Source organism: Halopseudomonas salina (genome assembly GCF_014637955.1).
Taxonomy (GTDB): Bacteria; Pseudomonadota; Gammaproteobacteria; order Pseudomonadales; family Pseudomonadaceae; genus Halopseudomonas; species Halopseudomonas salina.
Genome location: NZ_BMFF01000005.1, coordinates 100,140 through 118,616, shown reverse-complemented (window position 1 = coordinate 118,616; position 18,477 = coordinate 100,140). Strand labels below are relative to the sequence as shown.

Genomic DNA, 18,477 nt, shown 5'->3' with positions numbered 1-18,477 from the left:
AAAGATGCATTGAAGACCCTGCAAGCCGTGCGCGGCATGAACGACGTACTGCCCGCCGACAGCGCTTTATGGCAGTACTTTGAAAGAACAGTAGCTGATCTATTGACTGGTTACGGGTACCAGCAGGTGCGCATGCCGATCGTCGAGCCTACTGAGCTGTTCAAGCGCTCGATTGGTGAAGTAACTGATATCGTCGAGAAAGAGATGTACACCTTTGCTGATCGCAATGGCGACTCGCTGACATTGCGCCCGGAGGGCACCGCCGGTTGTGTGCGCGCCATGCTCGAGCACGGCCTGCTGGGTGGCGGCATAAGCCAGAAGGTCTGGTACGCCGGCCCGATGTTTCGTCACGAGCGCCCGCAGAAGGGTCGCTATCGTCAGTTCAATCAGATTGGCGTGGAAACCTTCAACATCAGCGGGCCGGATATTGATGCAGAACTGATTCTGTTGAGCTGGCGGCTCTGGAAGCAACTGGGCCTGCAGGACGCGGTCACTCTGGAGCTTAACAGCCTTGGCAGCAGCGACGATCGCGCCCGCTATCGTGATGAGCTGGTGGCTTATCTACGTGAACGTTTTGATCAGCTTGACGAGGACAGCCAGCGCCGTCTTGAGAGTAATCCGCTGCGCGTGCTCGACAGCAAGAACCCTACCACTCAGGCGCTGCTGGCTGATGCGCCGCGGCTGGCCGATTTTCTGAATCAAGACGCACGGCTGCACTTCGAAGGGTTGCTAGCGTTGCTTGATGCCGCAGGTGTGCCTTACGTGATCAATCCGCGCCTGGTACGCGGGCTGGACTATTACGGGCTGACAGTGTTCGAATGGGTCACCGACAAGCTGGGCGCTCAGGGAACGGTGTGTGCAGGTGGTCGCTACGATGGTCTGGTCGAGCAATTGGGCGGCAAGCCAGCCACAGCCGTTGGTTTTGCCATGGGCATTGAACGTTTGCTGCTGCTGATTCAGACATTGGATCGGGTGCCGGCCGAGCTGGCGCGACAGGTGGATGTCTACTTTGTCACTTTGGGAGACGCAGCGGCGGTTGCGAGTTTCAGGCTTGCAGAACAGCTACGTGACGCTTTGCCGGGCGTTCGTCTGGTCGTGCATTGTGGCGGCGGCAGCTTCAAGAGCCAATTCAAGAAGGCCGACAAGTCCGGTGCTCTCTTTGCACTGATTCTGGGCGAAGATGAAGCGGCGGCAGAACAGATCGGGATCAAACCGCTGCGCAGTGATGCGCAGCAGGAAAATATTGCCTGGCACGAGCTGCCGGCACGTCTTCAACAATTATTTTAAGCGCAAGCAGCCGCTTCGTTCAGGCAAGGAGTCTGGGGTGACGTACGAGACAGAAGAAGAACAGGTAGAAAAGATCAAGGAATTGTGGAACAAGCACGGCGTGCCTCTGCTGACCGGTGTTGTTATTGCCCTGGCTGGCGTATTTGGCTGGCAGGGCTGGAACAACTATCAGGATAACCAGGCTGCCAACGCCTCGGCGCTCTATCAGACAATGCTGGAGTCGGTGTTGGCAGATGGTGGTACCGAGGATCGAGCTCGCGGCGCAGAACTGGCCGAGCAGATACGTGACGAGTACAGCGGTACTCGTTATGCCCAGTTTGCTGCATTGATGCAGGCCAGACTGGCCGTGGAAGCAGAGGATCTGCCTGCAGCTGAAGAATTGCTGAATGAAATTGTTGGCGATGCGGGGGATCCGGTACTGGAAGAGGTCGCCCGCCAACGTCTTGCGCGCGTTCTTGCCGCCCAGGATCGCGCCGAAGAAGCACTTGAGGTGCTCATCGGTGACGTCACCGGTGCCTTGCTGGCCAGTCGTGAGGAAATACGCGGCGACCTGTTGCTTGATCTCGGTCGCGAAAACGATGCCCGTACTGCCTACCAGGCTGCCCTGGCGGCACTCGAAGATCCCCAGGCACGCCCGCAATTACAGTTGAAGCTTGATGATCTGGCGGAGGAAGCCTAGTGAAACTGAAGTTCCCGTATTTGGCCATAACCATGGCGGCTCTGCTGGTTGCAGGCTGCAGTGGTTCCGGCAAGAAAGAACTCGCCCCGGCAGAGCTGCAGGATTTCACCGCTGAAGTAGAGTTGGAGCGCAACTGGAAACGCAACATTGGTGCTGGCCAGGGCAAATTGTACAACCAGTTGATGCCATCGCTGGACGGTTTGACTCTCTATGCAGCCGACGCGAAGGGGCGTGTAGTTGCAATGGACCGCGATACCGGCGAGGTAATGTGGCAGGTCAAGCTTGATGAGCGTGTCTCGGGTGCTGTGGGCACCGGTGGCGGTCGTATCATGGTTGGTACGCTGGACGGCGAAGTGATCGTTCTGGATGAAGCGGATGGCTCGGAAATGTGGCGTACACGGGTCTCGAGCGAGGTCCTCGCCCCACCGCAGACCAACGGTGATGTCGTTGTGGTGCAGACCCTGGATGACAAGATCACTGCGCTGGATATTAGTGACGGCAGCCAGCGCTGGATCTATGAATCCAGTGTGCCGGTACTGACCCTTCGTGGACACAGCACTCCGTTGATTTCCCGCGGGCGAGTGTTTGCGGGCCTTTCCAGTGGTCGAGTGGTGGGTCTGGCGGCCGATACCGGCTTGCCGATCATGGAGGCACGAGTCGCGCAACCGCAGGGTCGTACCGAGCTCGAGCGGATGGTCGACGTTGATGGACAAATGCTGCTGATTGACGAGACCCTGTATGTGACCAGTTACCAGGGTGCTCTTGCCGCCGTTGACGTGGCGTCGGGCACTGTTCGCTGGCAGAAAGAAGCTTCGAGTCTGGTTGGACCCGGCGAAGGTTTCGGCAGTGTCTATGTCAGCCATGCGGACGGGCGGGTTGAAGCTCTGGACCGGTCTCGCGGCGAGTCTCTCTGGGTCAACGACAGCCTCATGCGTCGTAACCTCACTGCACCGGTAGCGTTCAGCAGCTACATCGCCGTAGCCGACTTTGACGGTTATGTGCATCTGCTTGCTCAGACCGATGGCCGTATGGTTGGCCGCGTGCGGGTGGATGGTGATGGCGTTCGGGCACCCGCTATAGTGCTCGGCGACACCCTGTATGTGTACGGCAATAGTGGTGATCTGGTGGCGTTGACGCTCCCTTAGATCCAAATAAAGCTATACTTTCCCGGCCGCTGCCCCCTGAAATGGCGCAGCGGCCGTTTTCGTTTATTGCACGGTAGTCCGTGCGCGGAGTAATCATGGTTCCTGTAATCGCCCTCGTGGGGCGGCCCAATGTCGGCAAGTCCACGTTATTCAATCGTCTGACCAAGAGTCGTGACGCAATTGTTGCCGATGTAGCCGGCCTTACCCGTGATCGCCAGTACGGCGAGGCGAGCTGGCAGGGCCAGCGGTATATCCTGGTCGATACCGGGGGCATCAGCGGTGATGAGCAGGGTCTCGACATGATTATGGCCGGGCAGTCCCTGCAGGCTATAGAAGAGGCCGATGCGGTCCTCTTTCTGGTCGATTCGCGCGCAGGTAGAACGGCGGCGGACGAGTTGATTGCCCAGCATCTGCGCAAGCGCAACAAGCATACCTACCTTATTGCCAACAAGATTGACGGTGCCGATCAGGATTCGATCCAGGGTGAATTTTCCAAGCTCGGCCTCGGCTCGCCAATCGGTATTGCCGCAGCCCATGGTCGCAACATCAATCCGATGCTCGAGATGGTGTTTGGTGAAAATGGTATTGGCAGTCTTGCCCAGGAGCCTTTGGCCGAAGGCGAGGAGGGTAAAGCGCCGCGTATCGTTGAGGCGATTGGTACAAAGATTGCGGTAATCGGCAGGCCCAATGTGGGCAAGTCGACCCTGGTCAACCGCATGCTCGGCGAAGACCGGGTGGTGGTATTCGACCAGGCCGGCACCACTCGCGACACCATCTATATTCCCTATGAGCGCTTTGAAAAGCCCTACACATTGATTGACACTGCGGGGGTGCGCAAGCGCGGCAGGGTATCGGAGGCGGTCGAAAAGTTCTCGGTGATCAAGACCCTGCAGGCGATCGAGGATTCCAACGTGGTCATCTTCGTCATTGATGCCCGCGAAGGCGTTGTGGAGCAGGATTTGCACCTGCTGGGCTTTGTGCTGGATGCCGGGCGCGCGCTGGTGATTGCTGTCAACAAATGGGACGGCATGGATGAGCGCGAGAAAGACTACGTGAAGATCGAGCTGCAACGCCGTCTGATTTTCGCCCAGTTCGCCGACCTGCACTTTATTTCGGCACTGCATGGCAGTGGCGTGGGGCTCCTCTACAAGTCAGTCGACAAGGCCTTTGCCAGCGCCATGACCAAGGTGCCGACCAATCGCATGACGCAGATCCTTGAAGATGCCGTAGCCAACCACCAGCCGCCGGTCGTCAACAGTCGCCGTATCAAGCTGCGCTATGCGCACCTGGGTGGTTCCAATCCGCCGATCATCATCATTCACGGCAATCAGGTGGAGAACGTTCCGCAGTCTTACACCAAGTATCTGGAAAATACCTTTCGCAAGGTGCTGGGCATGGCGGGTACGCCGATTCGGGTTGAGTACAAGGGCGGCGAGAATCCCTTTGCCGATCGCAAGACAGGGTTGACCGATCGCCAGGTGAACAAGAAGCGGCGCCTGATGAGCCATCACAAGAAAGAAGAAAAGAAGCGCAAGGACAAGAAGCGATAAGCCATTGGCTGTGCTGATTGAATCTGTGCAATAAAAAACCCGGCTCTCTGGCCGGGTTTTTTATTGGGCGCGACTCAGGATGCGGTCTGAACCATCGTCGGGTAATCGGTATAACCCACCTCGGCCCCACCATACAGAGTGGCCGGGTTGATCTCGTTCCAGGGCGCACGAGCCTTGATGCGCTGAACGAGGTCAGGATTGGCGATGTAGGGGCGTCCAAAGGCGATCACATCCGCCAGGCCGTCTTCCACTGCCTGTGCGCCGGACTCTGCGGTCATGCCACCAGCCAGAATCAGGCGGCCGTCATACAGCTCACGCAGGGTTTCAAGTAACGCGTCAAAACCTTCGTAGACACCGCCGACCCAATCAGGGCGATTGACATGCAAATAGGCCAGATTGCGTGTATTGAGTTCGCGCAGAAGATAACTGAACGTTTCCCTGGGGTTTGCATCGTCCACGCCGTTGAAGGTACCCATGGGGGAAATGCGAATGCCGACCCGGCCACTGTCCCCCGTGGCCTCAATTACCGCATCGACTACCTCCAGCACCAGACGCACGCGGTTCTCGAGGCTGCCGCCGTAACCGTCGGTCCGCTGATTGCTGTTGGAGCACAGAAACTGATCAAGCAAGTAGCCGTTCGCTGCGTGCACTTCCACACCATCGAAATCTGCATCCAGTGCGTTGCGAGTCGCTTTGGCATAGTCGGCAACTATCCGGGGAAGCTCCTCGGTTTCAAGCGCGCGAGGCATGGCGGTCGGTGCCTTGTGATGACTGCCGTCAGCCTCCTGAACGTAGCACTCGGCTTTGGCCTGAATGGCCGAGGGAGCGACAGGATCAGCGCCGTCGGGCTGCAGTAGCGGGTGGGAGATGCGGCCCACGTGCCACAGCTGCAGGAAAATACGACCATCGGCTTCATGTACGGCCTGGGTAATCTGTTTCCAGCCAGCAACCTGCTCGGCGCTGTGAATGCCTGGCGTCCAGGCGTAGCCCTGGCCTTCAGGGCTGATCTGTACAGCTTCGCTGATGATCAGGCCTGCGTTGGCGCGCTGGGCGTAATAGGTGGCGTTCAACTCATAGGGTATGTTGCCAGGCTGCTTGCTTCGCTGACGAGTTAGGGGTGCCATGATCACGCGGTTTGGCAGATCAAGGCTGCCCAGGCGAATGGGCGTGAGAAGCGGGGATCGAGACATCTGGTACGACTCCTTGTTGCCTGCATCAGTGGGTGCAGAATGTGGAGTGTATTATGGGGGCGACATTTCTTTTGACAAGCGCAGGGGATTTAACTGGATATGTCGGGGCGGCTGCAGCGAGCGAACCCGATATGACGCGCCGAGCTTTTATCCCGGCGCGTTGGTGTTGGGCACCGATCAGGCAGCTTGCGCTTCGGCCTGGCGCAGGGCGCGGTTGAGGGCGCTGAACAGCGCGCGGAAGCTGGCCGTGGTCAGGTTTTCGTCGATTCCAATGCCGTGTAAGGGGCGGCCGCTGTTAAGACGAATTTCCACATAGGCCGCTGCCTTGGCATTGGTGCCGGAGCCAATGGAATGCTCGTGGTAATCCATTATCTCGACCGATACGGGTAACCCTGCAACGAGTGCTTCGAGAGGCCCCTTGCCCAGCCCACGCCAGTGCAAGGTTTCGCCCTGGTTCAGGACCTCGACGTCGACGGCACTGGTGCCGTTTTCTTCCTGCAGTCTGTGTCGGATCAGCGCGTAGGGACTGGTTGCCTGCACGTATTCCCGATCCAGCAGCTCATGGATCTGCGCGCCACTCATCTCCAGGCCGAGCCGGTCAGTTTCGCCTTGCACAACCTGGCTGAATTCGATCTGCATACGGCGTGGCAGGCTGATGCCATAGCCTTGCTCGAGCAGGTAGCTGATACCACCCTTGCCTGACTGACTATTGACTCGAATGACCGCGTCATAGCTGCGGCCGATATCTTCGGGGTCGATCGGCAGGTAGGGCACTTCCCACAGGGAGTCGGGTTTGCGTTGGGCAAAGCCCTTGCGAATGGCGTCCTGGTGCGAACCCGAGAACGCGGTGTGCACCAGATCACCGACATAGGGATGTCTTGGGTGCACGGACAGCTGGTTGCACTCTTCGACTACCTTGCGCACGGCATCGATATCGGAAAAGTCCAGCTGCGGATGAATGCCCTGGGTATAGAAGTTCAGCGCCAGGGTAACCAGGTCGACGTTGCCTGTGCGCTCGCCATTACCGAACAGGCAGCCCTCGACCCTGTCAGCTCCCGCAAGAAGGCCGAGTTCTGTGGCGGCGACGCCGGTGCCGCGGTCGTTATGGGTATGCAAGCTGATCAGCACACTGTCACGGCGGCTGATGTGCCGGCCGAACCATTCGATCTGATCGGCATAATGATTGGGTGTGGCAATTTCGACCGTGGCGGGCAGATTGAGGATGACCTTGTTGTCGGGCGTCGGCTGCCATACGTCGAGTACGGCGTCACAGACCTCTACGGCAAACTCCAGTTCGGTGGAGGTGAAGATCTCCGGCGAGTACTGGAAGGTCCATTGGGTATCGGACTGTTCTGCGGCCAGCTGTTTGATCAGGGTGGCGGCGTTGATGGCGATGTCCACGACGCCTTTCTTGTCCTGGTTGAACACGATGCGGCGAAAGCTCGGCGCGGTGGCGTTGTACACGTGGATGATGGCTTTCTTGGCGCCACGCACGGATTCGAAGGTGCGTCTGATCAGATCTTCGCGCGCTTGGGTGAGCACCTGGATGGTTACGTCATCGGGGATGTGACCATCGTCGATCAGGCTGCGCACAAAGTCGAAGTCGGCCTTGGAGGCTGATGGAAAGGCTACTTCGATCTGCTTGACGCCAACCTTGACCAGGGTCTGGAAGAATTTCAGCTTGCGCGCAGGGTCCATGGGCTCGATCAGTGACTGATTGCCGTCGCGCAGGTCGGAGCTGCACCAGATCGGTACTTCGGTAAGCGTGCGCGATGGCCACTGGCGATCGGGAATATCTACCGGCTCGAATGCGCGATATTTGCTGGATGGGTCTTTGAGCATGCTCATGGTCTGCTTCCTTTTCGGCCCTTTACCTTGTGGGTCGGGCGGGTGCTGAATAGGGTGTTGTTGCAGTAAAAGTTAATAGGTGCTGGTTTTTATTGCAATGCGAGTTTTAAATTTGGCAGCAATCGCCAATAAAGAGCGTTTGGTGAGCTTTTTGGTATCTTTGGTGCGGTGTTTTGGAGGATTTTTGCGCGATCCTTGAATCGGTATGTGGTGTCGCTGCTGGGTGACCACCGCTCCCAGCCTGGCAGGATTCCGAAAGCCGCCGTGAATCCGTCCCTGGAGGCTTGGCGGCAGTCCCGACCGCCAGGGATGGCGGAAGTGTCGATTATGCAGGAGCAATCATCGACCTGTTTCAGACACTTTCTGCACCCCGCCAGGCCGTGCGCTCGCCAGGCAAAGGAGTGAGGTTGAGTTTGCTGTCCAAAAGTCAAAAGCAAAACTCCTAGTGTCTCACCCCACCTTCGTCATTCTCGCGAACGCGGGAATCCATTTTGACCTTCGCACAACCCCAGCGAATCATTGGATTTTTCAGGGCATGAATGCGCCAATAAAGATGGAGGGGTCTACGCGTGTATTGTTGAGGCTGACGTTCCAGTGCAGGTGTGGGCCTGTCGCTCTGCCGGTGGCGCCGACTTTGCCGACGTGTGCCCCGCGGCCGACTTCATCTCCTACCTGCACATCGATCGCCGACAGGTGACAGAACATGCTGATGAGCCCCTGGCCGTGGTCAACGAAGACGGTTTTTCCGTTGAAGAAATAATCACCCGTAAGAATCACCTGGCCGGCTGCGGGCGCTTTGATCGAAGTGCCTGTGGAGGCGGCGAAATCCAGGCCGGAGTGGGGGTTGCGCTCTTCGCCGTTGAAGAAGCGGCGCAGGCCGAAGGCACTGGATAGGCGGCCATCTACCGGACGGTCGAATAGCAGGTTGCTGGGCTGGCGGGCACTGAAAGTCTTGTAGGCGTTGATCTGTTCGTCCAGCTCGCGGTTGATGCGTTTGAGATGCTCGGGGTCGGGCGTTACGTGCTGCTGGTTTTTCAGCTTGATATGCTGCTCGGGATATTTGCGGTCGGAGACCTTGAACGCAATTTTTTGCCCGCCCTCTGTCTCGATATGCTCGGTACCGGGTTTCACCGCCAGCGGGATGCCGGCGATGGCGATCCAGCGTTGACCGTCTTCGCGTATTACCAGCAGTGGCTGGTTCTGATACTGCGCGCGGGGCGCTTCGGATTGCTCTGGGAGGGTAACGACGGCTACGCCGCCAGGGACCGGCTTGTTCAACAGCCGGGTAATAAAGCCTTCCGCCTGGGCTGGAAGCGCCGATACGGCCAGGCAGAACAGAATGATCAGGCGCTTGAGTGGCATGGTTAATCCAGTAAGGGGAGGGTGTGAGGGGCGTCGAGATTGTCCTCCACGCGCAGGGCCAATCGGCCGTCGCTGAGCTGCGCCTCGACGCGCTGGCCTGGTTTGGCGTCGGCCTGGCTGCGTAGCGGTTTGCCCTGTTGGTCGAACAGAATGCTGTAGCCGCGGCCGAGGGTGGCCAGAGGGCTGACCACATTCAGAGTTTGGGCGAGACCGTCCAGACGTTGGCGCCGGTGCTGCAGATTTTGTGTCATGGCGCGGGGCAGACGCTGGTCGAGTTGGTCGAGGCGTTGGCGCAACAGTGCCAGGTGCCTGCCGGGATGCTGAGCCTGCAGGCGCGCTTGCAAACGTTCGCTGCGCTGGCCTACCTGGTTCAGATGCTGGCGCATGCCGCGCTTGAGGCGCAACTCAAGTTCGTCCAGGCGCTGGGCTTGCTGGGCCAGGCGTTCGCCGGGATGACGCAGGCGGCGACGCAGGTTTTCCAGGCGCAGATGTTCCCGGGCCAAACGGTCACGCAGGCATTGGCGTAATTGCCGGTGGGCGCGCTCGACCTGTTGCAGCATGGCCTGTTGATCAGGGCTGAGCAGTTCTGCCGCCGCCGACGGGGTAGGGGCGCGCACGTCGGCGATGAAATCGCAGATTGAGACGTCGGTTTCGTGGCCAACCGCACTGACCGTGGGGGTTTGGCAGGCCGCCAGTGCGCGGGCGACCATCTCTTCATTGAATGGCCATAGATCCTCCAGCGAGCCACCGCCGCGGGCGACGATCAAGGCGTCGAAGCCTGACCGGTCGGCCAGTTGGAGTGCGCGGACAATCTGCGGTGCTGCGTCACGACCCTGGACTGGCGTGGGCACTACCACCAGTTCGATAAAGGGTGCGCGGCGACCAAAAACGCTGATGATATCTCTTACTGCGGCCCCGCTCGGTGAGGTAATAACGCCGATGCGTTTGGGATGCGTGGGGAGGGGGCGTTTGCGTTCAACGGCAAACAGGCCCTCTTCCTGCAATTTGGCCTTGAGTGCATCAAAAGCCATGCGCAGTGCCCCGTCACCGGCCGATTCCATGCTGTCGACTATCAGTTGATAATCGCCGCGGCCTTCATACAGACTGACACGTCCACGCACCCTTACCTGCAGGCCGTCACTCAGCGCCATGCGCACGCGGCTGGCGTGCTGACGGAAGAAGGCGCAGCGGATCTGCGCCTTGCTGTCCTTCAGGCTGAAATACAAGTGACCGGAGGAGGGGCGGGCGAGGTTGGACAGCTCACCCTCGACCCATATCTGCGGGAATACATCCTCGAGCAGGCTGCGCGCGCGGGCATTGAGCTGGCTGACGCTGAGCACGTCGCGTTCTTTGGTCAGGCGTTGGAACAGGGCATCATCATTCATGCGCCCATCTTAGCCTGCTGGCGCGCTGCAGAGAATAATCGAGTTGCAATGCGATACTCATTGAGCGTATTGGGCGTGGCGGGTATAATGCCCTGCTTCCATTTTCCCGCTCGGGAGCCCTGCTATGCTACGTGTAAGCCAAGAAGCCCTAACCTTTGACGATGTTCTGCTTGTGCCCGGTTATTCCGAGGTCATGCCGAAAGACGTCAGCCTCAAGTCCCGGCTCACCCGGCGCATCGAACTCAATATCCCTCTGCTGTCTGCTGCCATGGACACCGTCACCGAAGCCCGTCTGGCTATCGCCATGGCTCAGGAAGGCGGCATGGGTATTATCCACAAGAACATGACTGTTGATCAGCAGGCTGCCGAAGTACGCAAGGTGAAGAAATTCGAATCCGGCGTAGTGAAGGATCCGATCACCATCGATGCAGACGCTACGGTTGGCGAGCTGGTCGAGCTGACTCGCGTAAACAATATTTCCGGCGTTCCCGTGCTGTCCAACGGGGAACTGGTGGGGATTGTCACCGCCCGCGATGTGCGTTTTGAAATTCGCATGGAAGCCCTGGTCCGAGAAGTAATGACCGGCAAAGACAAGCTAGTTACCGTGAAGGAAGGTGTCAGCGCCGGCGCGGTGCGTGAGTTGCTGCACCGTCATCGGATCGAGAAGGTCCTGATAGTTGATGATGAATTCCGCCTCAAGGGCATGATGACCGTCAAGGACATCGAAAAAGCCCGCGCCTACCCCAACGCTACCAAGGACGACCAGGGTCGTTTGCTGGTCGGCGCGGCTGTGGGTACCGGTGCCGATACCCCTGATCGCGTTGCGGCGTTGGCAGCTGCCGGTGTTGACGTGGTGGTAGTTGATACGGCCCATGGACACTCCCGCGGCGTCCTTGATCGCGTACGTTGGGTCAAGGAAAACTACCCGGACATCCAGGTGGTTGGCGGTAACATCGCGACCGCCGAGGCCGCGCTGGCCCTGGTTGAGGCGGGCGCCGATGCGGTCAAGGTAGGCATCGGCCCGGGTTCGATCTGCACAACACGTATTGTCGCCGGTGTCGGCGTTCCCCAGATTTCTGCCATCGCTGATGTCGCCACCGCGCTCAAGGATCACGACGTTCCGGTTATCGCTGACGGCGGTATCCGTTTCTCCGGTGATCTGTCCAAGGCGATCGCCGCTGGTGCGTCGGTCGTCATGATGGGTTCGATGTTTGCTGGTACTGAAGAAGCGCCTGGCGAGGTCGAACTTTTCCAGGGCCGCTCCTACAAGGCTTACCGCGGCATGGGTTCCATGGGTGCAATGTCAGGCAGCCAGGGTTCTTCGGATCGCTATTTCCAGGACTCCAGTGCCGGCGCCGAGAAGCTGGTGCCAGAGGGTATCGAGGGCCGCGTGCCTTACAAGGGTTCGTTGGCTGCGATCATTCACCAGCTGATGGGTGGTTTGCGTGCATCAATGGGTTACACCGGCAGTCGCAATATGCTGGAGATGCGTACCAAGCCCCAGTTTGTACGTATCACCAACGCCGGTATGAGTGAGTCCCACGTTCACGATGTGCAGATCACCAAGGAAGCACCCAACTACCGAGTTAGTTGAGTAATCATTGTCTGTGCTGCTGGTGTGACAGCTGATCGAGCATGTCATGCCAGCCGGTATTTACGCCTCCGGCACTGCACAAGTACTGCTATCCTAATTTTTGCGTAACGTCCTTCAGAGAGCCTGCCCTATGGTCCATCAAGATATTCATGCCCACCGCATCCTGATTCTGGACTTCGGTTCTCAGTACACCCAGTTGATTGCTCGTCGCGTACGGGAGATAGGCGTGTATTGTGAGATTCGCGCCTGGGATATGGACGAGAACGAGATTCGTGATTTTGCCCCCAAGGGCATCATTCTGGCCGGTGGGCCGGAATCTGTTCCGCTGCCAGGTTCACCGCGAGCTCCTGAGATCGTGTTCACGCTCGGCGTGCCGGTGCTCGGCATCTGCTACGGCATGCAGACCATGGCCGAGCAACTGGGTGGCAAGGTTCAGGGTTCGGACAAGCACGAATTCGGTTACGCGCGGGTGGATATCGTCGGCAAGAGTGACTTCCTGGCCGGTATCGAGGATCACGTGGATGGTGATGGCCTGCTCAGTCTGGACGTCTGGATGAGTCATGGTGACAAGGTCATCGAGCTACCGACTGATTTCCATATCCTTGCCAGCACCCCGAGCTGCCCGATTGCCGCGATGGGCGACGAAAAGCGCCATTTCTACGGTCTGCAGTTCCATCCTGAGGTGACACACACCCGTCAGGGTCTGCGCATGCTGTCGCGCTTCATTCTCGAGCTGTGTGCATGTGAAGCCCTCTGGACCCCGTCCAATATCGTCGAAGACGCCATCAGCAACGTGCAGGCCCAGGTGGGCAAGGATAACGTGCTGCTGGGTCTGTCCGGTGGTGTGGACTCGTCTGTGGTTGCGGCCCTGCTGCACCAGGCGATTGGCGATCAATTGACCTGTGTGTTCGTGGATAACGGCCTGCTTCGCCTGCAAGAGGGTGAACAGGTAATGGCGATGTTTGCCGAGAACATGGGTGTGAAGGTGATCCGCGTCAACGCCGAGGAGAAGTTCCTCTCGCGTCTGCTGGGTGTGACCGACCCGGAGGAAAAGCGCAAGATCATCGGCCGCACCTTTATCGAAGTGTTCGATGATGAAGCGACCAAGCTTCAGGGCGTGAAGTACCTGGCCCAGGGCACTATCTATCCTGACGTGATCGAATCAGCCGGCTCGAAGAACGGTAAGGCCCATGTGATCAAGTCCCATCACAACGTCGGCGGGCTGCCCGACGATATGGCATTCGAGCTGGTCGAGCCACTGCGCGAGCTGTTCAAGGACGAGGTGCGCAAGATTGGTCTGGAATTGGGTCTGCCCTTCGACATGGTCTACCGTCATCCCTTCCCGGGCCCGGGCCTGGGAGTGCGGATCCTTGCTGAAGTGCGCAAGGAATACGCTGACATCTTGCGTCGTGCAGACCATATCTTTATCGAGGAGCTGCGTCGGGCCGACCTGTACCACAAGACCAGCCAGGCATTCGCTGTCTTCCTGCCCGTGCGCTCTGTCGGTGTTGTGGGCGATGCCCGCCGCTATGAGTGGGTAATTGCGCTGCGCGCTGTGGAAACCATCGACTTCATGACTGCGCGCTGGGCGCACCTGCCCTACGAGTTTCTGGAGACGGTCTCCAACCGTATCATCAACGAAATTACCGGCGTATCCCGGGTGACCTACGATATCTCCAGCAAGCCGCCTGCAACGATCGAGTGGGAATGATCGCGCTGCGGGACCTTGTGCGGCAAAACCGGGTCTCACCTGAACAATTGAGGGAGACTGGATATGCGTGACCAAGGCAATGAGAAAACCCGGAAGAAGCTCGAGCGCCTGGCGTGGTTTCTCGACAGCTCGATCAAGGTGCCAGGCTTCAATGCGCGATTTGGTCTGGATGGTCTGATTGGCCTGATTCCAGGCGTTGGCGACGTTATCTCGGCCCTGATTTCCAGCGTGGTCATCTCGGAGGCTGCGCGCATGGGTGCGCCCAAGACCCTGTTGCTGAAAATGGCTTTCAACGTGCTGGTTGATACTGTCGTAGGGGCAGTGCCCCTGGTTGGCGATCTGTTCGATTTTGCCTGGAAAGCCAATAATCGGAATGTAAGCCTGCTTAATCGCTATCTGGATAGCCCGCGGGAGACAGAGGTTACCAGTCGGGTTTTTGTCTGGGGCCTGAGTGCTGCGCTTCTGGGGTTGGTGGTTCTGGTTGGCTATCTGTTAGTGCTGTTACTTCAAGCCCTGTTCAATGCAGTGGGTGCCTGAGCCAGAGGGCGGTTCGTCCGGCTCAGGCGACTCGCTGTCCGTTTACTCCCCTGAGCTCATGAGCTGGCTGGAGAGCTTTTGTCCCGTCCATTCGATCAGCTGGACGGCAAGGGCATCCGAAGCTTGTTTGAAAGCATCTACCACCCCGGTAATAGCCTCAGAGGCCAATGGCTGTTGAGCGATGAATGTCCTGCTGGCGAGAATGTTTCTGCTGGAGGGGTCAATCAGTCGGGCGTTCAGCTCGATGACGACAAAAGGTCCGGCGTCTGCGTATATAACCTGGAAGCGGCGTAGGTCACTACTCATGTGAATATCGGCACTGAACGAGTTTTCGTCAGTGCTCACTGCCATGAGCGCGCCGCTTTGCTCGAAGGCCTGGGCCAGATGGTCGCGCAATAGCGCGGGTGCCGGGTCGGACCAGCGGGCGCCCTTGTAGTTCTGCAGTTCGTTACCCCGTGGGTTGACCACTATGCGTGGGCTGCTGAGTACGGAGCCAGCCCGAGGTGTGCCGATGCGAAGCGAAAGCGGTAGAACGGTGTTGGCCGAGGCGCTCATGCCCGGTGCCGGCAACTGGTAGACCTTCAGGGATTCTGCTTCCGGGAAGACGGTGCACGCGGTAAGCCAAAAGGTGCTCGACAAAACGGCGCCGGTAAGTAGTTTGCGGTGGCTCTGTTTCAAGGTTCGAACTCCTCCATGCTGTCGCGACCCAATATGAAGCGCGTGGGATTGTCTTCCAGGCGGCGCGTTATGGTGCGCAGGGAGCCAAGGGTAGCGCGCAGCTCGTTGATGGCCGGTTCCAGCTGAGAAAGCCCCTGCATGCCGGAGGTGAAAGCCTCGCTGTTGTCGTTCAGCAAGCTCTCCAGAGTGCCACTGGTACTGGCGATCGAGGTGAGTGCCTCCTCGGCCTGGTTCAGCGTGCGTGCGCCTTGCTGATTGAGAAGCTTGTCGGCACTTGCGACCAGCTCACTGCTACGTTGCAGCGTTTCATTAACCTGTTCGCTGGCTCTGGTCAGTTCATCGAGCAGTAGTGTGAGGCTCTCGCTCTGGGCTGCAATGCCACCTGTTGCGCGTTCGACGTTTGTCAGGGTGCGGCCAATACTGTCGGCATTCTCATCTGACAGAATGCTTCGGGCATTGGACATCAGTTGGTTGACGTTGGTCATCAGGTCTTCCCCGTCGGCCAGTAATGAAGATATAGGTGAGGGCGCGGCAACGATGACTGGAGGCCCTTTCTTGCTGGTCAGCAGCGGGCTGCCAGGGGTGCCATGGCTCAGCTCGATGACCGAGTTTCCGGTAATGCCGGTGAAGGACAGGCGCGCCCGCGTGTTTTCCTTGATAGGCACGTCCGTGCCTACCCGGATTCGCGCCAGAACGCGGCGCGGGTCTTCGGGGTCGAGTTGCAGCGAGTGGATGTCGCCGACCTTGATGCCGCTGTACTGCACAGCGCTGCCGCGTGACAGACCCGTAACAGCCTCGTTGAAGACGACAATATATTCCTTGTATTCGCGGCTGGTGGCCGCACTGCCAAGCCATAGCGCAAATATTATTGCCGCGCCGGCAGCGAGCAGCGTAAAGAGTCCAATCAGCACGTGGTGAGCGCGGGTTTCCATCAGCGGTCATGCTCCGGCTGGTGTCTGTTACGTTCGGTCGCATCGGCCGCGGCGCGGCCTCTGGGGCCATGGAAGTAATCCTGTATCCACGGATCGTCTACGGCAGCCACTCGTTCGAGGGTGTCGGCTACCAGTACTTTCTTCTGGGATAACACGGCAATCCTGTCGCAGATTGCGTAGAGCGTATCAAGGTCATGCGTCACCAGGAATACACTCAGACCCAGCGCATCGCGCAGAGTTCGAATAAGCTCATCAAACGCCGCTGCGCCAATGGGGTCCAGGCCGGCTGTGGGCTCATCCAGGAATAGTATATCCGGGTCCAGGGCAAGTGCGCGCGCCAGTGCTGCACGCTTGATCATGCCGCCTGATAATTCCGACGGATATTTGCCCGCAGCGGTTGCGGGTAGCCCGGTGAGGGCAATCTTCATTTGCGCCAGGTGTTCGGCATCAGCGCGACTCAGGCCGCCATGCTCAATCAGGGGGAGGGCAATATTCTCAGCCACGGTCATTGAAGAAAACAGCGCGCCTTGCTGAAACAGCACACCGAAGCGCCGCTCATGCTGAGATCGAGCCTCGTCATCAAGGGTCTGCAGGTCCTCGCCGAAGACCTCGACCCGGCCTCCGGTGGGGCGCCTCAGGCCCAGAATCGAGCGCAGTAGTACCGATTTGCCGCTGCCGGAGCCGCCAACAACGCCAAGAATTTCCCCGCGGTAAATGTCGAGGTCGAGATTCTCATGAATGGTCTGCGTGCCAAACTGATTGAGCAATCCGCGCACGCGGATCAGCGGTTCATTCCCAGTAATATCGCTCACCAGCCCATCTCCATGAAGAAGAGCGCGGCCAGGGCGTCTACCAGAATCACCACAAAAATGGATTGCACAACGCTGGACGTGGTGTGTTCGCCCACAGACTGTGCACTGCCCGTAACCTTGAAGCCTTCAAGACATCCGATGAGTGCTATCAAAAAGGCAAAAATCGGAGCCTTCACCATGCCTACATAAAAATGCTGAACATCCATGTTCTGCTGTAGCGTGCCCAGAAACATTGTGGGGGAGATGTCCAGGGAGAGCATGCATACCAGGGCGCCTCCGAGGAGTCCGGAAAACATCGCAACCAGGGTAAGAATGGGTAACGAAATCAGCATCGCCAGTACGCGGGGTAGTACCAACAGATCGATTGGGTTGAGGCCCAGGGCGCGAATGGCGTCAACTTCCTCATTGGCTTTCATCGAACCAATCTGGGCGGTAAAGGCGCTCGCTGTTCTGCCGGCCAGCAGAATTGCCGTGAGCAACACACCAAACTCACGCATAAACGAGAAGGCGACCAGATCCACGGTGTAGATGGTCGCGCCAAAGCTTTCCAGGATTGTGGCGCCCAGGAAAGCAACGACAGCACCGACCATGAAGGTGAGCAGCGCTACAATTGGTAGAGCGTTTAGTCCGGTGACTTCAATTTGCGCGACCAGCGAGGTTATTCGCCAGTTACTCGGACGCAGAATATTGCGGCTGAGGCTGGCCAGCACCAGGCCGGTAAATCCCAGCAAATCAACCAAGTGGTGCCAGAACGTCAGCGTGGCGTCGCCAATGCGGGCCAGCAGATCGACTATCAGGAACCCTTGAGTGGCAGATTGAGGCGGACTGGACTCTATGGTCTGGGCTACCCGTTGCAGCAGCATGCCCTGCTTGGGGTCTATGCCGTCATTGCGCTCGGCCAGGGTGGACAACAGCTCCGGTCCAAGCAGCTCGGCTAGTAGCTGGGCGCCGGCTGTATCGAGCTTGGCAAGATCGCTCAGGTCAGCACTCCGGGCGGTTGTGGTCCGGCCCTGCGACAGTCCGATCTGCTCGCGCAGTTCGGCGTAGTGAGCGAGCACCCAATCGCCCCTGATGATCAGATGCGCCGGATCCTGCTCACTGCGTTGGAAAAAACTTTGAGGGTCAGCGCCCGACATCTTTATCGGTATCCGCAATTGAAGGTGGTGGCCATCAGGTCACCCCGATATGCATCAGGACTTGCGTTCGAACCCGTAGTCTTCCGAGAGGGTGCCGGGACTATCACCCTTGGGTGCGTAGTCGCGCGGTGGTTCAAGGCTGTCGAACAATGGCTCGCCATTGGGTCTGCTGCGCGAGACCGGGGGCTCTTCCAGGGCTGCAAGAAGACGCTGGCGGGTCATCTCGTCGGGGGACAGGTCCATCGCACCCTGGGAAAGATGCTCCTGAATTTCCTGATGGTTGCGATTGAGTTGAGCAACCAGGTTGGCTGTGGTTTTGAAGTGGCTGGAAACTTCCTGCTGATATTCCTCGAATCGCAACTGCAGACTCTCCAGCTGGGATCGGGTGCCGGATGAATATGAGCCGCTGACGCGCCTGGCGATCTGTGTCAGCACGATGCCGATAATCACGCCTGCTGCCAGAGCAATAGTTACTGCAATCCACAGGTTTTCGCTTGCTTCCACTGTGCTTCCCCTATTGAACAATTGAGTGTCAGGCCCGCACGTAAGCGGCTGATCAGCTAATGTACTAACGGTAACGACATTTCTCTGCCAAGGCTAGTACCCTTTAGGCTAGCCTGCTTCCGGCGGT

Annotated in this window: 16 protein-coding genes; 7 read left to right on the top strand and 9 right to left on the bottom strand. The window is 58.5% G+C overall.

The genetic code is table 11. The features are described 5' to 3' along the window. Positions 1–9 precede the first annotated feature (9 nt). The 4 genes from hisS to der all read left to right on the top strand — a co-directional run bounded on the left by hisS (position 10) and on the right by der (position 4,661). Complete coding sequence (gene hisS / locus IEV54_RS12650) at positions 10–1,287, top strand: histidine--tRNA ligase (RefSeq protein WP_263363770.1); 1,278 nt, start codon at positions 10–12, stop codon at positions 1,285–1,287. A gap of 37 nt (positions 1,288–1,324) precedes the next feature. Further along, positions 1,325–1,966: a YfgM family protein gene (locus IEV54_RS12645; protein ID WP_223825472.1), complete on the top strand. Its 642-nt coding sequence runs from the start codon at positions 1,325–1,327 to the stop codon at positions 1,964–1,966. A gap of 32 nt (positions 1,967–1,998) precedes the next feature. Beyond that, positions 1,999–3,111 carry an outer membrane protein assembly factor BamB gene (gene bamB, locus IEV54_RS12640; RefSeq protein WP_150278205.1) on the top strand — a complete coding sequence of 371 codons (1,113 nt, stop codon included), beginning with the start codon at positions 1,999–2,001 and terminating at the stop codon, positions 3,109–3,111. A gap of 95 nt (positions 3,112–3,206) precedes the next feature. Then, on the top strand, positions 3,207–4,661 hold the full coding sequence (der, locus tag IEV54_RS12635) for a ribosome biogenesis GTPase Der (RefSeq protein WP_150278094.1): 1,455 nt from the start codon (positions 3,207–3,209) through the stop codon (positions 4,659–4,661). Between the two features lie 74 nt (positions 4,662–4,735). On the opposite strand, the gene IEV54_RS12630 is transcribed toward der, so the two are convergent. From IEV54_RS12630 to xseA, 4 genes are all read right to left on the bottom strand, one after another. Then, on the bottom strand, positions 4,736–5,851 hold the full coding sequence (locus IEV54_RS12630; RefSeq protein WP_150278095.1) for an alkene reductase: 1,116 nt from the start codon (positions 5,849–5,851) through the stop codon (positions 4,736–4,738). Positions 5,852–6,028: 177 nt separating this feature from the next. Next, positions 6,029–7,699: a 2-isopropylmalate synthase gene (gene leuA, locus IEV54_RS12625; RefSeq protein WP_150278096.1), complete on the bottom strand. Its 1,671-nt coding sequence runs from the start codon at positions 7,697–7,699 to the stop codon at positions 6,029–6,031. A 528-nt stretch (positions 7,700–8,227) separates the two neighbouring features. Next, entirely contained in the window at positions 8,228–9,061 is an 834-nt protein-coding gene (locus IEV54_RS12620; RefSeq protein ID WP_150278097.1) for a peptidoglycan DD-metalloendopeptidase family protein, read from the bottom strand. A 2-nt stretch (positions 9,062–9,063) separates the two neighbouring features. After that, positions 9,064–10,446: an exodeoxyribonuclease VII large subunit gene (gene xseA / locus IEV54_RS12615; protein WP_150278098.1), complete on the bottom strand. Its 1,383-nt coding sequence runs from the start codon at positions 10,444–10,446 to the stop codon at positions 9,064–9,066. Between the two features lie 124 nt (positions 10,447–10,570). Between xseA and guaB the strand changes: the two genes are divergently transcribed. The 3 genes from guaB to IEV54_RS12600 all read left to right on the top strand — a co-directional run bounded on the left by guaB (position 10,571) and on the right by IEV54_RS12600 (position 14,288). Beyond that, positions 10,571–12,040, top strand: coding sequence for an IMP dehydrogenase (gene guaB, locus IEV54_RS12610; RefSeq protein ID WP_150278099.1), 1,470 nt, complete (start codon positions 10,571–10,573; stop codon positions 12,038–12,040). Positions 12,041–12,170: 130 nt separating this feature from the next. Continuing rightward, positions 12,171–13,751, top strand: coding sequence for a glutamine-hydrolyzing GMP synthase (guaA, locus tag IEV54_RS12605; RefSeq protein WP_150278100.1), 1,581 nt, complete (start codon positions 12,171–12,173; stop codon positions 13,749–13,751). A 63-nt stretch (positions 13,752–13,814) separates the two neighbouring features. Continuing rightward, complete coding sequence (locus IEV54_RS12600; RefSeq protein ID WP_150278101.1) at positions 13,815–14,288, top strand: DUF4112 domain-containing protein; 474 nt, start codon at positions 13,815–13,817, stop codon at positions 14,286–14,288. A gap of 42 nt (positions 14,289–14,330) precedes the next feature. Here the strand turns inward: IEV54_RS12600 and IEV54_RS12595 are convergent, their stop codons facing one another. From IEV54_RS12595 to IEV54_RS12575, 5 genes are read right to left on the bottom strand one after another with little or no spacing between them, the layout of a single operon-like run. Beyond that, on the bottom strand, positions 14,331–14,966 hold the full coding sequence (locus IEV54_RS12595; protein ID WP_150278102.1) for an ABC-type transport auxiliary lipoprotein family protein: 636 nt from the start codon (positions 14,964–14,966) through the stop codon (positions 14,331–14,333). Further along, the gene (locus IEV54_RS12590; RefSeq protein ID WP_150278103.1) at positions 14,963–15,898 is read right to left on the bottom strand and encodes an MlaD family protein; all 936 of its coding nucleotides are present in this window, start codon (positions 15,896–15,898) and stop codon (positions 14,963–14,965) included. The genes IEV54_RS12595 and IEV54_RS12590 overlap by 4 nt, the downstream gene beginning before the upstream one ends. Then, entirely contained in the window at positions 15,898–16,701 is an 804-nt protein-coding gene (locus IEV54_RS12585) for an ABC transporter ATP-binding protein (protein WP_150278206.1), read from the bottom strand. The genes IEV54_RS12590 and IEV54_RS12585 overlap by 1 nt, the downstream gene beginning before the upstream one ends. A gap of 5 nt (positions 16,702–16,706) precedes the next feature. Next, complete coding sequence (locus IEV54_RS12580) at positions 16,707–17,846, bottom strand: MlaE family ABC transporter permease (protein WP_150278104.1); 1,140 nt, start codon at positions 17,844–17,846, stop codon at positions 16,707–16,709. Positions 17,847–17,900: 54 nt separating this feature from the next. Further along, positions 17,901–18,350: a Z-ring associated ZapG family protein gene (locus IEV54_RS12575; RefSeq protein ID WP_150278105.1), complete on the bottom strand. Its 450-nt coding sequence runs from the start codon at positions 18,348–18,350 to the stop codon at positions 17,901–17,903. Positions 18,351–18,477: the final 127 nt, after the last annotated feature.

Coding starts and splice junctions, on each gene's coding strand:
- bamB (WP_150278205.1), top strand. CDS start 1,999: ATGGCGGCTCTGCTGGTTGCAGGCTGCAGTGGTTCCGGCAAGAAAGAA.
- der (WP_150278094.1), top strand. CDS start 3,207: ATGGTTCCTGTAATCGCCCTCGTGGGGCGGCCCAATGTCGGCAAGTCC.
- IEV54_RS12630 (WP_150278095.1), bottom strand. CDS start 5,851: ATGTCTCGATCCCCGCTTCTCACGCCCATTCGCCTGGGCAGCCTTGAT.
- leuA (WP_150278096.1), bottom strand. CDS start 7,699: ATGAGCATGCTCAAAGACCCATCCAGCAAATATCGCGCATTCGAGCCG.
- IEV54_RS12620 (WP_150278097.1), bottom strand. CDS start 9,061: ATGCCACTCAAGCGCCTGATCATTCTGTTCTGCCTGGCCGTATCGGCG.
- xseA (WP_150278098.1), bottom strand. CDS start 10,446: ATGAATGATGATGCCCTGTTCCAACGCCTGACCAAAGAACGCGACGTG.
- guaB (WP_150278099.1), top strand. CDS start 10,571: ATGCTACGTGTAAGCCAAGAAGCCCTAACCTTTGACGATGTTCTGCTT.
- guaA (WP_150278100.1), top strand. CDS start 12,171: ATGGTCCATCAAGATATTCATGCCCACCGCATCCTGATTCTGGACTTC.
- IEV54_RS12600 (WP_150278101.1), top strand. CDS start 13,815: ATGCGTGACCAAGGCAATGAGAAAACCCGGAAGAAGCTCGAGCGCCTG.
- IEV54_RS12590 (WP_150278103.1), bottom strand. CDS start 15,898: ATGGAAACCCGCGCTCACCACGTGCTGATTGGACTCTTTACGCTGCTC.
- IEV54_RS12580 (WP_150278104.1), bottom strand. CDS start 17,846: ATGTCGGGCGCTGACCCTCAAAGTTTTTTCCAACGCAGTGAGCAGGAT.